The organism is Paraburkholderia sp. BR10141, from assembly GCF_056155635.1.
The window spans coordinates 170439-185678 of record NZ_JBMIQH010000013.1; the positions used below are offsets into that span (position 1 = coordinate 170439).

The following is a 15240-nucleotide window of genomic DNA, read 5'->3' on the forward strand; positions in this document are numbered from 1 at the left end:
GACCGGGTTGTGAACCAATGCAGGCGTGTGTTCCGGTAATCTTTGCCGACAAAAGCCGCGAAAAAATGGCCCGCAAGGGCCGAAACAATTGGAGATACTTTTAAGGCTTGCGGCCAGAATTTTTATCGCGCCTTATTAGGGTTTATTCGGATCAGAATTCGCGACGCCAGACGTTTTTTTGTGGCGACGCAGTCCCAGAAACTTTTGAAGCGACCGGCCATGATTTGCAGTGCGTGGCCGCGATTCATTTTTTAAACCCGAGGTGCCGGACATGCTCAGCGTTCTAGCCAGAATTTTCGACGTTGCCGCCATCGCCGCTGGAGCGCTGCTCGCGGCCGCCTTGCACCGTGGCCAGCTCGTGCCGCTCACCGACGCGGAGAGCGTGGCGCTCGCGTTCAACTGCGTGCTCGCGATCTGGATGTTCCCGGCATTCGGCATCTACAAGTCGTGGCGCGGCAAGTCGCTCTACGCCCTCTTTGCCCGCGTGTGCGCCGCCTGGCTCGCCGTGGAGGGCACGGGCATCCTGCTGAGCTTCAGCCTGCACCGCGCCGATTCGCTCTCGCGCCTGTGGCTCGCGTACTGGGTCGTCGCCTCGGTGGCGCTCCTGATCCTCTCGAAGGCGCTCGTGCACATGGTGCTGCGTGGCATTCGCCGCGAGGGCTACAACCAGAAGGCCGTGGCGGTGGTGGGCGGTCCGCGCTACGGCCGCTTCCTGATCGAACACATGCGCTTTCACCCGGAAGCGGGCTTTCACCCGGCGCTCGTGTTCGACGAGGACAGCGACGCCGATGGCGCCGCCGCAATCGACGGCGTGCCCGTGGAGCGCAACCTGCAGGCGATGCTCGAATTCGTGCGCAAGAACGAAGTGCGCGAGCTGTGGCTCGCCTTGCCGATCACCAAGGAGCGCACGATCCATCGCATCGTCACGGCCTTGCGCAACGACTTCGTGAACATTCGCTTCATTCCGGACGTGCGCAGCCTGTCGTTCTTCAGCCAGCCCGTGGTCGATCTGCTCGGCGTGCCGGCCATCAATCTCGCGGCCTCGCCGGTCACGGATCTGCGCGTACTGCCCAAGCGCGTGTTCGACATCGTGTTCGCGGGCGGCGTGCTGGTCGCGCTCGCGCCGCTGCTGGCCGTGATTGCGCTTGCCGTGAAGCTCACGTCGAAGGGCCCGGTGTTCTTCAAGCAGCGCCGCAAGGGGCTGGATGGCAACGAGTTCGAAATCTACAAGTTCCGCTCGATGAAGGTCCATGCGGAAGTCGCGGGGCAGATCACCCAGGCGCGCCGCAACGATCCGCGTGTGACGCGCGTGGGTGCGTTCCTGCGCCGCACGAGCCTCGACGAGCTGCCGCAGTTCATCAACGTGCTCAAGGGCGAGATGTCGGTGGTGGGTCCGCGCCCGCACGCGCTGGCCCACGACGACATCTACAAGGACCTCGTGCGCGGCTACATGGCGCGCTATCGCATCAAGCCGGGCATCACGGGCTGGGCGCAGGTCAACGGCTTTCGCGGCGAAACCGATCGCGTGGAAAAGATGCGCGACCGCGTGCGCTTCGATCTGCACTACATGCAGCACTGGAGCTTCGCGCTCGACCTGCGCATCGTGGCGATGACCATGTGGAAGGGCTTCGCAGGCCAGAACGCATATTGAGGCGAAGCGAGTGCGCGCGATGCAAATGTGCGCAACGTTTCGCGTGACATGAAGAATCAATCACTTTTGAGGTGGGCATGAATCTGACGATCATTGGCAGCGGTTATGTGGGTCTCGTGACGGGCGCCTGTCTTGCCGACATTGGCAACGACGTGTTTTGCCTCGACGTCGACGAACGCAAGATCGACCTGCTCAATCAGGGCATCGTGCCGATCCACGAGCCGGGCCTGAAGGAAATCATCGAGCGCAATGTGCGCGCGCGCCGGCTGAAGTTCTCGACCGACGTGGAAGCGGCGGTCGCGCACGGCGACGTGCAGTTCATCGCCGTCGGCACGCCGCCCGACGAAGACGGCTCCGCCGACCTGCAATACGTGCTGGCGGCCGCGCGCAACATCGGCCGCCACATGACCGGTTTCAAGGTGGTAGTGGACAAGTCCACGGTGCCGGTGGGTACGGCTGCGCTCGTGCACGACGCGATCGCCTCCGAACTGCGCAAGCGCGGCGAGAGCCACATGTTCTCGGTGGTCTCGAACCCGGAGTTCCTCAAGGAAGGCGCGGCAGTCGAGGACTTCGCGCGGCCCGACCGCATCGTGCTCGGCTGCAACGACGACGTGCCGGGCGAGCGCGCGAAAGAGGTCATGAAGCGCCTGTATGCGCCGTTCAACCGCAATCACGAGCGCACGCTGTACATGGACGTGCATTCGGCCGAATTCACCAAGTACGCGGCCAACGCCATGCTCGCCACGCGCATTTCGTTCATGAACGAACTCGCGAATCTCGCCGACCGCGTCGGCGCCGATATCGAGGCCGTGCGCCGCGGCGTGGGCTCGGATCCGCGCATCGGCTACGACTTTCTCTATGCGGGCTGCGGTTATGGCGGCTCGTGCTTCCCGAAAGATGTGAAGGCGCTCATGCGCACTGCCGAGGATTTCGGCGAGCCGCTGCAGATCCTGCGTGCCGTGGAGTCCGTCAATGAAGCGCAGAAGCAGGTGCTCGCCCAGAAGATCGTTACGCGCTTCGGCTCGGACCTCACCGGCCGCACGTTCGGCGTCTGGGGGCTCGCGTTCAAGCCGAACACCGACGACATGCGCGAGGCGCCGAGCCGCACGCTCATCGCCGAACTGCTCGCGCGCGGCGCCACGGTCAAGGCTTACGACCCGGTTGCGACCGCCGAAGCGCAGCGCGTACTCGCGCTCGATCTCGCGCACGCGCCGGAACATCAGGCGCGGCTGTCGTTCGTGAACGACGCGATGGAAGCCGCGAGCGAAGCGGATGCCGTGGTGGTCGCCACCGAATGGAAGGTGTTTAAGGCGCCCGATTTCGAAACGCTGAAGTCGCAGCTGAAGATGCCGATCGTGTTCGACGGCCGCAATCTCTACGAGCCGTCCGCGCTGCAGGAACTAGGCATCGAGTACCACGCCGTGGGCCGTGCGAGCGCGACGCAGGCAAGCCGCGCGCGCGCCGAAACCGCCGCAACGCAGGCAGTGGCCTGAGCGGTGCCGGGCTTCGTGCTTAGCGCCATGTAAAGGAAGGGAGTCACGCGATCATGATCAAGAACGTGCTCATCGTCTGCCACGCCAACGTCTGCCGCTCGCCGGCGGCGGAACAGCTCTTTCGCGAGCGTCTGAGCGAACAGACAGGCTCACGGCCGGATTCGTTTCAATCGGCGGGCCTGCGTGCGCGCGATGGCGACGACATGGACCCCGTGATGCAGTGGCTCCTTGCCGAGCGCGGCGTGAAGGTCGGCGGGCACCAGTCGCGCCGCCTCACCAGCCGCCTCGTGCGCTCCGCAGACCTCGTGCTCGTGACCGAGCGCCGCCAGGTCGCCGCGGTCGAGCGCATTGAACCCACCGCGCGCGGCAAGGTGTACGCGCTCGGTAATTGGGAAAACTCTGATGTCAGCGATCCGCATGGACTCCATGAGTCCGCGTATCGCCAGAGTCTTGAATTGATGGATCGTATGGTTAAGGGATGGTTGAGCCGAATATGCCAATGACAAAACTGAAACTGACGGCGGTGGTCGCGTTGAGCGTCTTCGTTTCCGCGTGCGCGACGGCGCCCGGCAATTATCTCGACACGTCGAGCCTGAAGGAACAGCCGAACAACCAGCCGCAGCAGCAATTCAACGTGACGCTCATCACGCAGCAAGTCGTGCTGCAGCAGGCGCAGGCGGCCGCAGCCCAGCCGAAGGCGCCGCTGCCGCCCTCGAAGTTCTCGAGCGCTGCCGACTACACGTATCACATCGCGCCGCAGGACATTCTTGGCGTGACTGTGTTCGATCACCCCGAGCTGTCGACGCCGCAGGGCTCGACGTTCTCCACGGGCGGCAACACGACGCAGACGGTGGGTCAGGCGCTCACGCAGCCGTATACCAACGCGCTGCCGGGCCAGGCCGACCCGTACGGACAGACCGTGGCCAAGGACGGCACGATCTTCTTCCCGTTCGTGGGCCGCATCATGGCCGCGGGCAAGACGCCCGGCCAGATCCGCGACCAGCTCGCGTCCGGCCTCGGCCCCTATGTGAAGAACCCGCAGGTGGACGTGCGCGTGCTCGCGTACCGCAGCCAGAAGGTGCAGATCACGGGCGACGTGAAGACGCCGGGCCCGCTCTCGATGAGCGACGTGCCGCTCACGCTGGTGGACGCCATCACACGCTCGGGTGGCACGACCGACAACGCCGACATCAACCGCGTGCGCCTCACGCGCAACGGCAAGCTGTACATCCTCGATGCGAACCGCATGCTCGACGGCGGCGATTCGACTCAGAACGTGCTGCTGCAGGACGGCGACGTCATCAATATTCCGGATCGTTCGGATAGCAGAATTTTCGTGATGGGCGAAGTGAAGACGCCGCTGCAGACGAACCTGATTCGCGGCGACCTCACGATCGCCGACGCGCTCACCCAGGCGGGCGGCATTCTCGATACCGACGCGAACCCGCGCCAGATCTTCGTGATGCGCGGCATGAAGGACAACCCAACGCAGCCAGAGATCTATCGTCTCGACATGACCAAGCCCGACGCGATCATGCTTTCGTCGCAGTTCCAGCTCAAGCCGCTGGATGTGGTGTACGTGGGCACGGCCGCTTCGACGACCTTCAACCGTGTGTTGCAGCAGGTGCTGCCGACCATCCAGACCGTCTTCTATCTGAAGCAGATCGCGAAGTAAGCACGTGATCGAAAAGCTTCGAAAGAGGACCCAGGAGCAACACCTAAACAACGGGATTGAATCGTGACCATACAAGCCAATAGCCAGGCGGCCCCGGCGGCCCGCACCGAGGAAGAGGACGTCGTCCTCGGCCAGTTGCTGCGCGTCATCATCGACGACATCGGCTGGCTCATCGCGATCGCGGCGGCGGTGATCGCCATGGCCGTGTTCTACTGCTTCATCGCCAAGCCGGTCTATACGGCCGACACCCAGGTTCGCGTGGAGCCTTCCGACTACACGTCGCAGGCCCTCACGCAAACGCAAACCGGCGCGAACATCAGCTCCGGATCGTCGACGGGCAGTCTGCCCACCGACGCCGAGATCCAGATGATCAAGAGCCGCAGCGTCGTCGAGCCGGTGGTGAAGCAGTTCAAGCTGAACACCACCGTCACGCCGGTCATGCTGCCGCTGATCGGCAGCCTGTCCGCGCGTCTCGCGACGCCGGGCACGCCGGCGCGTCCGTGGTTCGGGTTGAGCAACTGGCTCAGCAATTTCGCGTGGGGCGGCGAAGTCATCAACATCGACTCGATCGAGGTTACGCCCGAGCTCGAAGGCAAGAAGCTCACGCTCACCGCGCTCGACAACGACCGCTACGTGGTTTCGACCCCGGACGGCGCGCGCCTGCTCGAAGGCGCCGTCGGCCAGGTCGAGCAGGGCGGCGGCGTGAAGCTGCTCGTGAACAAGCTCGTTGCGCGTCCTGGCACCCGCTTCAAGGTCGTGCGCCTGAATGACCTCGACGCGATCAGCGGTTTCCAGAACGCGATCCAGGTTCAGGAGCAGGGCAAGCAAACGGGCGTGATCGACATCTCGCTCGAAGACAACGACCCCGAGCACGCGGCAGCAATCGCCAACGCGGTGGCGCAGTCGTATCTGCGCGAGCACGTAGCGACCAAGCAGGCCGACGCGAGCAAGATGCTCGACTTCCTGCGCAGCGAACAGCCGCGCCTGAAGTCGGACCTCGAGAACGCCGAAGCGGCGCTCACGGCTTATCAAAGCAAGTCGGGCTCGATCAACGCGAGCGACGAAGCGAAGATCTATCTCGACGGCAGCGTGCAGTACGAGCAGCAGATTTCGGCGCTGCAACTGCAGATCGCCTCGCTCCAGCAGCGCTTCGGCGACCAGCACCCGGTGCTGATCGCGGCGCGCCAGCAGCTCGCGCAACTGCAGGGCGAGCGCGCGAAGTACGACACGAAGTTCCGCGATTTGCCGGCCACGGAAGTGAAGGCCGTGCAGCTGCAGCGTGACGCGAAGGTGGCCGAGGACATCTACGTGCTGCTGCTCAACCGCATCCAGGAGCTTTCGGTGCAGCGCGTGGGCACGGGCGGCAACGTGCACATCGTCGATCCGGCCCTGCGCCCCGGCAATCCGTCGAAGCCCAAGAAGCTGCTGATCGTCTCGGCGGCGTCGCTGCTCGGCATCATTCTCGGCACGGGCTTCGTGCTCATGCGCCGCAACATGTTCAAGGGCATCGTCGATCCGGACCAGATCGAGCGCTCGTTCCAGCTGCCGGTGTACGGTCTCGTGCCGCTTTCGCCGGAGCAGCTGGCGCTCGAAAAGCGGGCCCCGGTGCGCGGCGGCACGCGTCTGCGTGAAGTGCTCGCGAACTCGCGCCCGAAGGACCTCACGGTCGAAAGCCTGCGTAGCCTGCGCACCTCGCTGCAGTTCAGCGTGATGGACGCGCGCAATCGCGTCGTCATGCTGACGGGCTCGGTGCCGGGCGTGGGCAAGAGCTTCCTCACCGCGAACCTCGCCGTGCTGCTCGCCCATTCGGGCAAGCGCGTGCTGATGATCGACGGCGACATGCGCCGCGGCGCGCTCGAACGCCATCTGGGCGGCCCCCAGGAAAACGGCTTCTCCGAGCTGCTCTCGGGGCAGATTTCGCTGGACGAGGCGATTCGCGCGACCGAAGTGGACAACCTGCACTTCATGTCGTGCGGCCGCCGTCCGCCCAATCCTTCCGAGCTGCTGATGTCGCCGCGTCTGGGCCAGTACCTCGAAGGCCTGTCGAACCGCTACGACGTGCTGCTCATCGACACGCCGCCGGTGCTCGCCGTGACCGATGCCGCCATCATCGGCGGCCATGCGGGCTCGACGTTCCTCGTGCTGCGCTCGGGCATGCACACCGAAGGCGAAATCGCCGACGCGCTCAAGCGTCTGCGCAATGCCGGCGTGCGCGTGCAGGGCGGCGTGTTCAACGGCGTGCCGGCGCGTACGCGCGGCAACTACGGCTATGGCTACGCGAACGTGCGCGAGTACCTGAGCGCATGACGCAAACGCCCCCATCAAGCACAGCAAAGGAGAACTCGCGATGAAAGTGACCGTGCTCGTGCCGACCTATCGGCGTCCTGACGATCTGTCGCGCTGTCTTTCGGCGCTGCTGCGCCAGCAGCGCGCGCCCGACGAGATCGTGGTGGTGGCGCGTGCCGACGACGAGGCGACGCACGCGTGCCTCGCCGAACACGTCACGCCCCGCGTGCTCAACGTGGCAGTGGCCATCGTCGAGGAGCCGGGGCAGGTGGCGGCGCTCAATCGCGGCATCGAGGCCGCGACGGGCGACGTGATCGCCATTACCGACGACGACGCCGCGCCGCGCGCCGACTGGGTCGCGCGCATTGCGGCGGCCTTCGAGGCCGACCCGAAGCTCGGGGCGCTGGGCGGCCGCGACTGGGTGCATGAAGGCGGCCGCGTGATCGACGGCGAGCGCACGCTGGTGGGCAAGCTGCAGCGCTCGGGCCGCATCATCGGCAACCATCATCTGGGCGCGGGCGGTGCGCGCGAAGTCGACCTGCTCAAGGGTGCGAACATGAGCTATCGACGCGCGGCGATCGGCGACCTGCGCTTCGACCGGCGCCTGCGCGGCACCGGCGCGCAAACGCACAACGACATGGCGTTCAGCCTGAGCGTGAAGCGCGCGGGCTGGAAGCTCGTCTACGACCCGCTCGTGGCCGTCGACCATTACCCCGCGCCGCGCCCGGGCGAAGACCCCCGCAACGCGCAGACGCTCGCCTCGATCCGCAACGCCGCCTACAACCTGCATCTGATCCTGCTCGGCCATCTCACGCCGCTGCGCCGCGAAACCGCCTGGTGGTGGTACGCGCTCGTCGGCACGCGCGTGTATCCGGGCCTCGTGCACACGGGCCTGAGCGCCGTGCGCGGCGATTCCGCGGGCGCGGCGTTCGCACGCTGGCGCGCGGTGCGCGGCGGCGCACGAGAGGCGCGCCGCGCGCTCGTTTGACTGGCGCGGCCAACGACTACAGGGAGGACCCCGAATGAGCAGTACGCAAGTCCACGTCCACCTTTTCTATGGCGCCGATCCGCGCCGCTATCGCAAAGGCGAGAACATCGGCAGCCTGTATGGCTACCACCACGCGGAATCTGCGGAATTCGCCCTCAATTACGCGCAGGACGCGAGCGAAAGCACGCCCATGCGCTTCATGCGGCGTGCGCTGAAGGCCGCGGCCGGTTTCGACTTCATTCACGCCTGGCGCAATCGCCGCGCCATTCTGCAGTCCGACGTCATCTGGACGCACACCGAGCAGGAGCATCTGGCCGTGGCGCTGGTGCTGCTGATGAACGCGAAGAAGGGCGGCGCGCGCCCGCTGCTGCTCGCACAAAGCGTGTGGCTGCTCGACCGTTGGCCCGGCTACGGCGCGCTGCGCCGTGCGATCTACAAGCGGCTGCTCAAGCGTGCCGATCTGCTCACCACGCTCGCGAGCGAGAATGCCGCGCTGTGCGGCGAGTATTTCGGGCGCGAGGCGCGTCACGTGCTCTATGGGCTCAATACCAGCGATTTTCCGCTGCGTCCGCCTGCGCAGTGGACGCCGCATACGCCCGTGCGCGTGGCCGCGATCGGCAACGACCGCGATCGCGACTGGACCACGCTCGTCAGCGCGCTCGGCAACGATTCGCGCTACCAGGTACGTATCGCCACGCGCCGGCGCATGCCAGCATCGGCGCGCGCGGACAACGTCGAGATCGTGCGCGTTTCCGGCATCAAGCAACAGCACGCGCTGTATGACTGGGCGGACATCATCGTCGTGCCGCTGCGTCCCAACACGCATGCTTCGGGCATCACGGTGATGCTGGAAGCCGCGGCGCTCGGCAAGCCGATGATCGCGACGAAGGTCGGTGCGCTCGAAGATTACTTCGACGACAAGGCCGCCTCGTACGTCGAGCCGTTCAACGCCGAGCAACTGCGCGACGCGGCGAATGCGCTCGTGGCCGACCCGGCGCGGGCGCTCGCCCAGGCGCGCGAGGCCTGCGAGCAGCTGCGCACGCGCGATCTCACGACTGAGCACTTCGCGCGGCAGCACGCGCAGCTCACGCGCGAGATGCTGCACGAGCGCGACGCGCGCAACGGCGAGTCGATCGCGAGCGAACCCCAAGGCCGGGGCGTCGCCGCGCGCGGGATGTGATCATGGACGTCACGACCGCTATCCCCGCACCCGCGCCGGCGAGCCAGCCGGGCCGCCGCCGCGGCGGCCTGCGCAGCCTGCTCGGCCGCGATACGCTGCCGCCGCTCGCCTTGTGGGTATTCACGGTGCTGCTGATCGGCGCGCACCAGGGCACCGTGCTGACGCTGGCGTTTCCCGTGCTGTCGATCGCGGTGGGATTCTGGCTCTACTTCGTGAACCCGGTGCGCTATATCGGCTTCATGTGGTGGCTGTGGTTCCTGAGCCCCGAAGTGCGGCGCCTCGCCGACTACGGCAAGGGCGGCTTCACGCCCACCAGCCTCATTCAGGTCGCGCCGCTCGCCGTCACGATGATCAGCGGTATTTCGCTGCTGCGCTACTACCCGATCCTCGGGCAGCGGCGCGGTCTGCCGCTCCTGCTCGCGCTGCTCGGCATCGGCTATGGGTTCGTGGTGGGCGTGGTGGGCAGCGGCCCGGCCGCGGCGGTCTATGACCTTGCCAACTGGATCTATCCGTTCCTGATCGGCTTTCACATCATGGTGCTCACGCGCCAGTATCCCGAGTGCAGCAAGACCATCATCAACACCTTCATCTACGGCATGCTCGTGATGGGCGCGTATGGTCTCGTGCAGTTCTTCATCATGCCGCCATGGGATGCGATGTGGATGATCGGCTCGGACATGAACTCGCAGGGCGACCCCGTGCCGCTCGGCGTGCGTGTGTTCAGCACGATGAACTCGTCGGGCCCGTTCGCGTTCGCGATGATGGGCGCGATGGTGTTCGTGATGGCCGCGAAGCATCGGGTGCGCTGGATCGCGGCGGCGTTCGGCTTCTTCTCGTTCGCGCTCTCGCTCGTGCGCTCCACCTGGGGCGGCTGGGCGATCGCCATGGTGATCCAGCTGATGAAGTCGAGCAACAAGGTGCGCATTCGCATCATCGTCAGCGCGATCGTGCTGGCGGGCGTGTGCGTGCCGCTGCTCACGTTCGGTCCCGTGGCGGACCGCATGCAGCAGCGTCTGAATACGCTCGTGAACCTGAAGGACGACCAGAGCTACGAGGCGCGTAACCAGTTTTATGCCGACTTCGCGAAGAAGGCCTTCACCGACGTGACGGGCGAGGGTCTCGGCGCCACCGGCGCATCGACCAAGCTTTCCAGTAACAACGGCCAGCTCGGCCAATACGGCAGCTTCGACAGCGGCGTGATGAACATTCCGTTCGTGCTGGGCTGGCCCGGCACGCTGCTCTACATGTCGGGCGTGCTGTGGCTGCTCGTGCGCGCGGTGCGCGTGTCGATGCGTTTTCCCGAGGACCGCTACGTGTGCGCGTGCCTGAGCCTCGCGATATCGATCTTCGCCATGCTCGTGTTCACCAACTCGCTCGTGGGTACCGGCGGCCTGCTGCTCTTTTCGAGCGTGTTTTCCATTCTCAGCGCGGGGCATTGGGCGAAGCTGCAACGCCAGGCCCCTACCACGGAGGTCTCCGATTGAGAGTCGCAATCGTCACGCATGTCGTGCGCCACAATGACGGCCAGGGCCGCGTCAATCATGAAATCGCGCGCGCCGCGCTCGACGAGGGGTTCGAGGTGACGCTGGTCGCCTCGCATGTCGCGCCCGAGCTGCTTGCCCACCCCAAGGTGAAATGGGTGAATGTGCAACCTTCGCGCGCGTGGCCCACCAACCTGCTGCGCCAGCAGGTATTCGCGGTGAAGAGCGCGCTGTGGCTGCGCCGCAACCGGCGCGCATACGATGTGCTCCATGTGAACGGCTTCATCACCTGGGCGCACGCCGACGTCAACACCGCACACTTCGTGCACGGCGGCTGGGCGCGCAGCAAGTACTACCCGTTCGGTCTCACGCGCGGCGTGTGGTCCGCTTACCAGTTCGTCTACACGCGCGCCAATGCGGTGCTGGAGCGCTGGGCGTATCGGCGCTCGCGCGTGATCGCGGCCGTTTCGCGCAAGGTCGCCGACGAAATTCGCGCGTCGGGCGGCAACCCCGTGGAGCGGCTCGACGTGATCTACAACGGCGTCGATACGCGTGGCTTCTCGGCCGCGAGCGCGGACCGCGCGAAGTTCTCGCTGCCCGCCGACGCGTTCCTGCTGCTCTTCGTGGGCGATCTGCGCACGCCGCGCAAGAACCTCGGCACGATGCTGCACGCCATGAAGCAGATGCCCGACAACGTGCATCTGGCCGTGGCGGGCTACCTGCCGGGCAGCCCGTATCCCGACCTCGCACGCGAGCTGGGCATCGAGTCGCGGGTGCATTTTCTCGGCCTCGTGCGCGAGATGCCTACGCTCATGCGCTCCGTCGATACCTACGTATTTCCTTCGCGCTACGAAGCAATGAGCCTCTCGCTGCTCGAAGCGATGGCGGCGGGCTTGCCCGTCGTCACCGCGCGTACGGCAGGCGGCGCCGAAATCATCACGCCCGATTGCGGCATCGTGCTCGAAGACCCCGACGACGTGCCCGCGCTCGCCAACGCCGTGAAGACGCTCGCCACCGACACGCCGCGCCGGCTCGCGATGGGCGAGGCGGCGGCGGAACTGGCCACGCAGTTCGGCTGGGCGCGCATGGCCGCGCAGTACATCGCGCTCTACCGGCAACTGGCCGGCGACGCGAGCGAGGCCGTACGCCGCGAAGAACCCGCGTTCGCTGCTGCGACGCTGCCGCGCGGTCAAACGCTCCAGCGCGCAGAGACCCCCCGATAACCGCATACGTGCAGAATAAGGACACGCGATGACCACACAATCCATTCAATCGCTGCAGATCGGCATGCACTGGTTTCCCGAGCGCGCAGGCGGCCTCGACCGCATGTACTACTCGCTCGTCGGCGCGCTGCCCGGCGCGGGCGTGCGCGTGCGCGGCGTCGTGGCTGGCTCGCCCAAGGTGGCCCAGGACAGCGGCGGCGCGATTCACGGCTTCGGCTCCGCTTCGCGCTCGCTGCCGTTTCGCCTCATGGATGCGCGCCGTGCGCTGCGCAGCGAGATTCGCCGCCACCGTCCCGACGTCATTTCCTCGCACTTCGCCCTGTACACCTTCCCGGGGCTCGACGTCACGCGCGGCATTCCACAGGTTTCGCACTTCCAGGGCCCGTGGGCCGACGAAAGCTTCGTGGAAGGCGCGGCCACGCTGAGCCAGCGCATCAAGCACTCGCTGGAGCAGTCGGTGTATGAGCGCTCCTCGCGGCTCATCGTGCTGTCGAAGGCGTTTGGCGACATTCTCACGCGCCGCTACGCTATTTCGCCCGAGCGCGTGCGCATCGTGCCGGGCTGCGTGGATACGGCGCATTTCGACCCGGCCTGCACGACGGCGGAAGCGCGCCTGAAGCTCCAGTTGCCGCAAGGCCGCCCGATCATCCTCGCCGTGCGCCGCCTCGTGCGCCGCATGGGCCTCGAAGACCTGATCGACGCGATCAAGATGGTGAAGCAACGCCACCCGGACGTGCTCCTGCTGATCGCGGGGCGAGGCCGTCTGGAGTCCGAACTTCAGCAGCGTATCGACGAAGCAGGGTTGGCTGACAACGTGAAGCTGCTCGGCTTCGTGCCCGACGCGCACCTGCCTTCGCTCTATCGCGCGGCCACGCTGAGCGTGGTGCCGACGGTTGCGCTGGAGGGCTTCGGCCTGATCACGGTGGAGTCGCTTTCCGCGGGTACGCCGGTTCTGGTGACGCCCGTGGGCGGTCTGCCGGAGGCGGTGGCGGGTCTGTCGCAAGATCTCGTGCTGCCGAGCACGGGCGCGAACGCGATCGCCGATGGCATCGACGGCGCGCTTTCGGGCCGCATCAAGCTGCCGGATGAAGAGGCATGCAAGGCGTACGCGCGCGAGCACTTCGACAACGCCGTGATCGCGAAGCGCGTGGCCGGTGTGTACGCGGAAGCCATCGCCGCTCACTGAAGCGAGTCGATCGACCCAAAGAAAACCGCCGCTCGGGAGAGCGGCGGTTGATTTGTAGAACGAGAGCAGCCAAGCAGCGCTATTGCGTTTCGAGCACGCGTTCGCGGGCCTCTTCGTACATCCAGCGCAAGGTTTCTTCGAGGTGCTTGCGCGAGCTGTCGCCAACGATGGAACGCAGCTTCGCATTCGACCCGATCAGCTGACGCACCTCGTTGGCGCGTACGAAACGCGGATCGACATGCACCTCGATCTCGTAGCCGGCGATGCGCGCGAGCATGTCGAGCAGCGCACCGAGCGTCTGACCGCTGCCCGAGCAGACGTTGACGGTGGTGCCGCGCGGCGCGACTTCGACGAGCCGCGCATAGGCGTTCACCACGTCGCGCACATCGGAGAAGTCCCGGGCCACGTGCAGGTTGCCGAGCGAGATCTCTTTTTCGCCGCGTGCGTAGTGCTCGACGATCTTCGGGATCAGGAAGTCCGGCGACTGGCCCACGCCCGTGTAGTTGAACGGGCGCGCGATGATGATCGGCAATTGCGCCTGAAAACGCCTCGCGACGTATTCCATCGCGAGCTTGCTGACCGCGTAGTCGTTGGCGGGTTGGGGATCGACCTGTTCGTCGATCACGCCGTTCGTGGCGTTGCCGTAGACGTTCGCGCTGCTGGCCAGCAAGACGGCGCGCGGCACGTGCTTCTGCTGCGCGAGTGCCTCGAGCAGATTGCGGGTGCCGACGATGTTCACGACGTAGGTGCGTGCCACGTCGCTGTCGGCCACGTGGGCCACTGCGGCGAGATGCACGACCACGTCGGGCTGCACGGTTTCGAGCGCATGGGCGATCGCGGCGCGGTCGAGCAAGTCCGCCTCGATTGCGGTGGCGCCGAACGGGAAGGCTTCCGCGTCCAGCGATTCGCCCGTCCGCACGGTGCCCCACACGCGGTAGCCGTCCGCCGCGAGGCGAGCGGCCATATAGCGGCCCGTAAAGCCGCCAATGCCCGTGATGAGCGCGCGCGGACGGCTAGCGGGCTCAGAATGTGTCATGGCGTTCGTTACGCGCAAGGTCGGCCGTGACCATCATCTGGCAGAGCTGCTCGAGCGAAGTCTGCGGTTTCCAGCCGAGTTTCTCCTGCGCCTTGGTCGCGTCACCGATGAGCAGATCGACTTCGGCGGGGCGGTAGTAGCGCGGGCTCACGCGCACGAGCGTGCGGCCCGTGGCGACGCAGATGCCGGTTTCGCGCTCGCCCTTGCCCGACCATTCGAGCTGGAAACCGGCGGCGGCGAAGGCCATCTTCACGAAGTCGCGCACGGTTTCGGTGCGGCCCGTGGCGAGCACGTAGGTGTCGGGCTCGTCGGCCTGCAGCATGCGCCACATGCCCTCGACGTATTCGGAGGCGTAGCCCCAGTCGCGCTTGGCGTCGAGGTTGCCGAGTTCGAGCATGTTCAGCTTGCCGAGCTTGATCTTGGCGACACTGTCGGTGATCTTGCGCGTGACGAACTCGCGCCCGCGCAGCGGCGACTCGTGGTTGAAGAGAATGCCGCTCGTCGCGAAGATGTCGTAGGACTCGCGGTAGTTGACCGTGGACCAGTGCGCGAACAGCTTGGCCACGCCATAGGGGCTGCGCGGATAGAACGGCGTGTCCTCGCATTGCGGAATGGCCTGGACCTTGCCGAACATTTCGGAGGTCGAAGCCTGGTAGAAACGCGCCTTCGGATTCACGACGCGAATCGCTTCGAGCATGTTCAGCACGCCGATGCCGGTGACTTCGGCGGTCGTGGCGGGCTGGTCGAACGATACGCCCACGAAGCTCTGGGCGGCGAGGTTGTAGACCTCCTGCGCCTGGGCGCGCTCGACGAGGCGCAGGGTCGAGCCCGCGTCCGTGAGGTCGTGTTCGACGAGGTCGAGCGACGGATGGTCGAGGATCCCCAGCTCGTTCATGCGCCAGAAGTTGACGGAACTGGTGCGGCGATAGGTGCCCGTGACGTTGTAGCCCTTGTCGAGCAGAAGACGCGTGAGGTAGGCGCCGTCCTGGCCGGAAACACCGGTGATGATCGCTTTGCGACGTTCGTTCATGTGATGTGCCT

General features: G+C 65.9%; 12 protein-coding genes. 10 read left to right on the top strand and 2 right to left on the bottom strand.

The features are described from left to right. Positions 1 to 271 precede the first annotated feature (271 nt). From ACOJB8_RS19845 to ACOJB8_RS19890, 10 genes are all read left to right on the top strand, one after another. A complete protein-coding gene (locus tag ACOJB8_RS19845; protein WP_069266051.1) occupies positions 272 to 1651 on the top strand; it encodes an undecaprenyl-phosphate glucose phosphotransferase in 1380 nt (459 codons plus the stop codon). A 77-nt stretch (positions 1652 to 1728) separates the two neighbouring features. Next, the gene (locus tag ACOJB8_RS19850; RefSeq protein ID WP_069266050.1) at positions 1729 to 3144 is read left to right on the top strand and encodes a UDP-glucose dehydrogenase family protein; all 1416 of its coding nucleotides are present in this window, start codon (positions 1729 to 1731) and stop codon (positions 3142 to 3144) included. Positions 3145 to 3197: 53 nt separating this feature from the next. Continuing rightward, positions 3198 to 3647, top strand: coding sequence for an arsenate reductase/protein-tyrosine-phosphatase family protein (locus tag ACOJB8_RS19855; RefSeq protein WP_069266049.1), 450 nt, complete (start codon positions 3198 to 3200; stop codon positions 3645 to 3647). Continuing rightward, positions 3644 to 4819, top strand: a complete 1176-nt coding sequence (locus tag ACOJB8_RS19860; protein ID WP_133180213.1) for a polysaccharide biosynthesis/export family protein — start codon at positions 3644 to 3646, stop codon at positions 4817 to 4819. Before ACOJB8_RS19855 ends, ACOJB8_RS19860 begins: the two co-directional genes overlap by 4 nt. A 60-nt stretch (positions 4820 to 4879) precedes the next feature. After that, positions 4880 to 7126 (top strand): polysaccharide biosynthesis tyrosine autokinase, encoded by a 2247-nt coding sequence (locus ACOJB8_RS19865; RefSeq protein WP_342947192.1) that lies wholly within the window; start codon positions 4880 to 4882, stop codon positions 7124 to 7126. Between the two features lie 40 nt (positions 7127 to 7166). After that, positions 7167 to 8093 (top strand): glycosyltransferase family 2 protein, encoded by a 927-nt coding sequence (locus tag ACOJB8_RS19870; protein ID WP_368688242.1) that lies wholly within the window; start codon positions 7167 to 7169, stop codon positions 8091 to 8093. A 34-nt stretch (positions 8094 to 8127) separates the two neighbouring features. Continuing rightward, positions 8128 to 9273 carry a glycosyltransferase gene (locus ACOJB8_RS19875; RefSeq protein WP_342947153.1) on the top strand — a complete coding sequence of 382 codons (1146 nt, stop codon included), beginning with the start codon at positions 8128 to 8130 and terminating at the stop codon, positions 9271 to 9273. Between the two features lie 2 nt (positions 9274 to 9275). Then, the gene (locus ACOJB8_RS19880) at positions 9276 to 10757 is read left to right on the top strand and encodes a glucose-6-phosphate isomerase (protein ID WP_475013804.1); all 1482 of its coding nucleotides are present in this window, start codon (positions 9276 to 9278) and stop codon (positions 10755 to 10757) included. Further along, entirely contained in the window at positions 10754 to 11977 is a 1224-nt protein-coding gene (locus ACOJB8_RS19885; RefSeq protein ID WP_475013806.1) for a glycosyltransferase family 4 protein, read from the top strand. The genes ACOJB8_RS19880 and ACOJB8_RS19885 overlap by 4 nt, the downstream gene beginning before the upstream one ends. Positions 11978 to 12005: 28 nt before the next feature. After that, a complete protein-coding gene (locus ACOJB8_RS19890; RefSeq protein ID WP_069266043.1) occupies positions 12006 to 13163 on the top strand; it encodes a glycosyltransferase family 4 protein in 1158 nt (385 codons plus the stop codon). Between the two features lie 79 nt (positions 13164 to 13242). On the opposite strand, the gene ACOJB8_RS19895 is transcribed toward ACOJB8_RS19890, so the two are convergent. Both ACOJB8_RS19895 and gmd read right to left on the bottom strand, forming a co-directional pair. After that, on the bottom strand, positions 13243 to 14199 hold the full coding sequence (locus ACOJB8_RS19895; RefSeq protein WP_069266042.1) for a GDP-mannose 4,6-dehydratase: 957 nt from the start codon (positions 14197 to 14199) through the stop codon (positions 13243 to 13245). Further along, the gene (gmd, locus tag ACOJB8_RS19900; RefSeq protein WP_069266041.1) at positions 14186 to 15229 is read right to left on the bottom strand and encodes a GDP-mannose 4,6-dehydratase; all 1044 of its coding nucleotides are present in this window, start codon (positions 15227 to 15229) and stop codon (positions 14186 to 14188) included. Before gmd ends, ACOJB8_RS19895 begins: the two co-directional genes overlap by 14 nt. Positions 15230 to 15240: the final 11 nt, after the last annotated feature.

Coding starts and splice junctions, on each gene's coding strand:
- ACOJB8_RS19845 (WP_069266051.1), top strand. CDS start 272: ATGCTCAGCGTTCTAGCCAGAATTTTCGACGTTGCCGCCATCGCCGCT.
- ACOJB8_RS19850 (WP_069266050.1), top strand. CDS start 1,729: ATGAATCTGACGATCATTGGCAGCGGTTATGTGGGTCTCGTGACGGGC.
- ACOJB8_RS19855 (WP_069266049.1), top strand. CDS start 3,198: ATGATCAAGAACGTGCTCATCGTCTGCCACGCCAACGTCTGCCGCTCG.
- ACOJB8_RS19860 (WP_133180213.1), top strand. CDS start 3,644: ATGACAAAACTGAAACTGACGGCGGTGGTCGCGTTGAGCGTCTTCGTT.
- ACOJB8_RS19870 (WP_368688242.1), top strand. CDS start 7,167: ATGAAAGTGACCGTGCTCGTGCCGACCTATCGGCGTCCTGACGATCTG.
- ACOJB8_RS19875 (WP_342947153.1), top strand. CDS start 8,128: ATGAGCAGTACGCAAGTCCACGTCCACCTTTTCTATGGCGCCGATCCG.
- ACOJB8_RS19880 (WP_475013804.1), top strand. CDS start 9,276: ATGGACGTCACGACCGCTATCCCCGCACCCGCGCCGGCGAGCCAGCCG.
- ACOJB8_RS19890 (WP_069266043.1), top strand. CDS start 12,006: ATGACCACACAATCCATTCAATCGCTGCAGATCGGCATGCACTGGTTT.
- ACOJB8_RS19895 (WP_069266042.1), bottom strand. CDS start 14,199: ATGACACATTCTGAGCCCGCTAGCCGTCCGCGCGCGCTCATCACGGGC.
- gmd (WP_069266041.1), bottom strand. CDS start 15,229: ATGAACGAACGTCGCAAAGCGATCATCACCGGTGTTTCCGGCCAGGAC.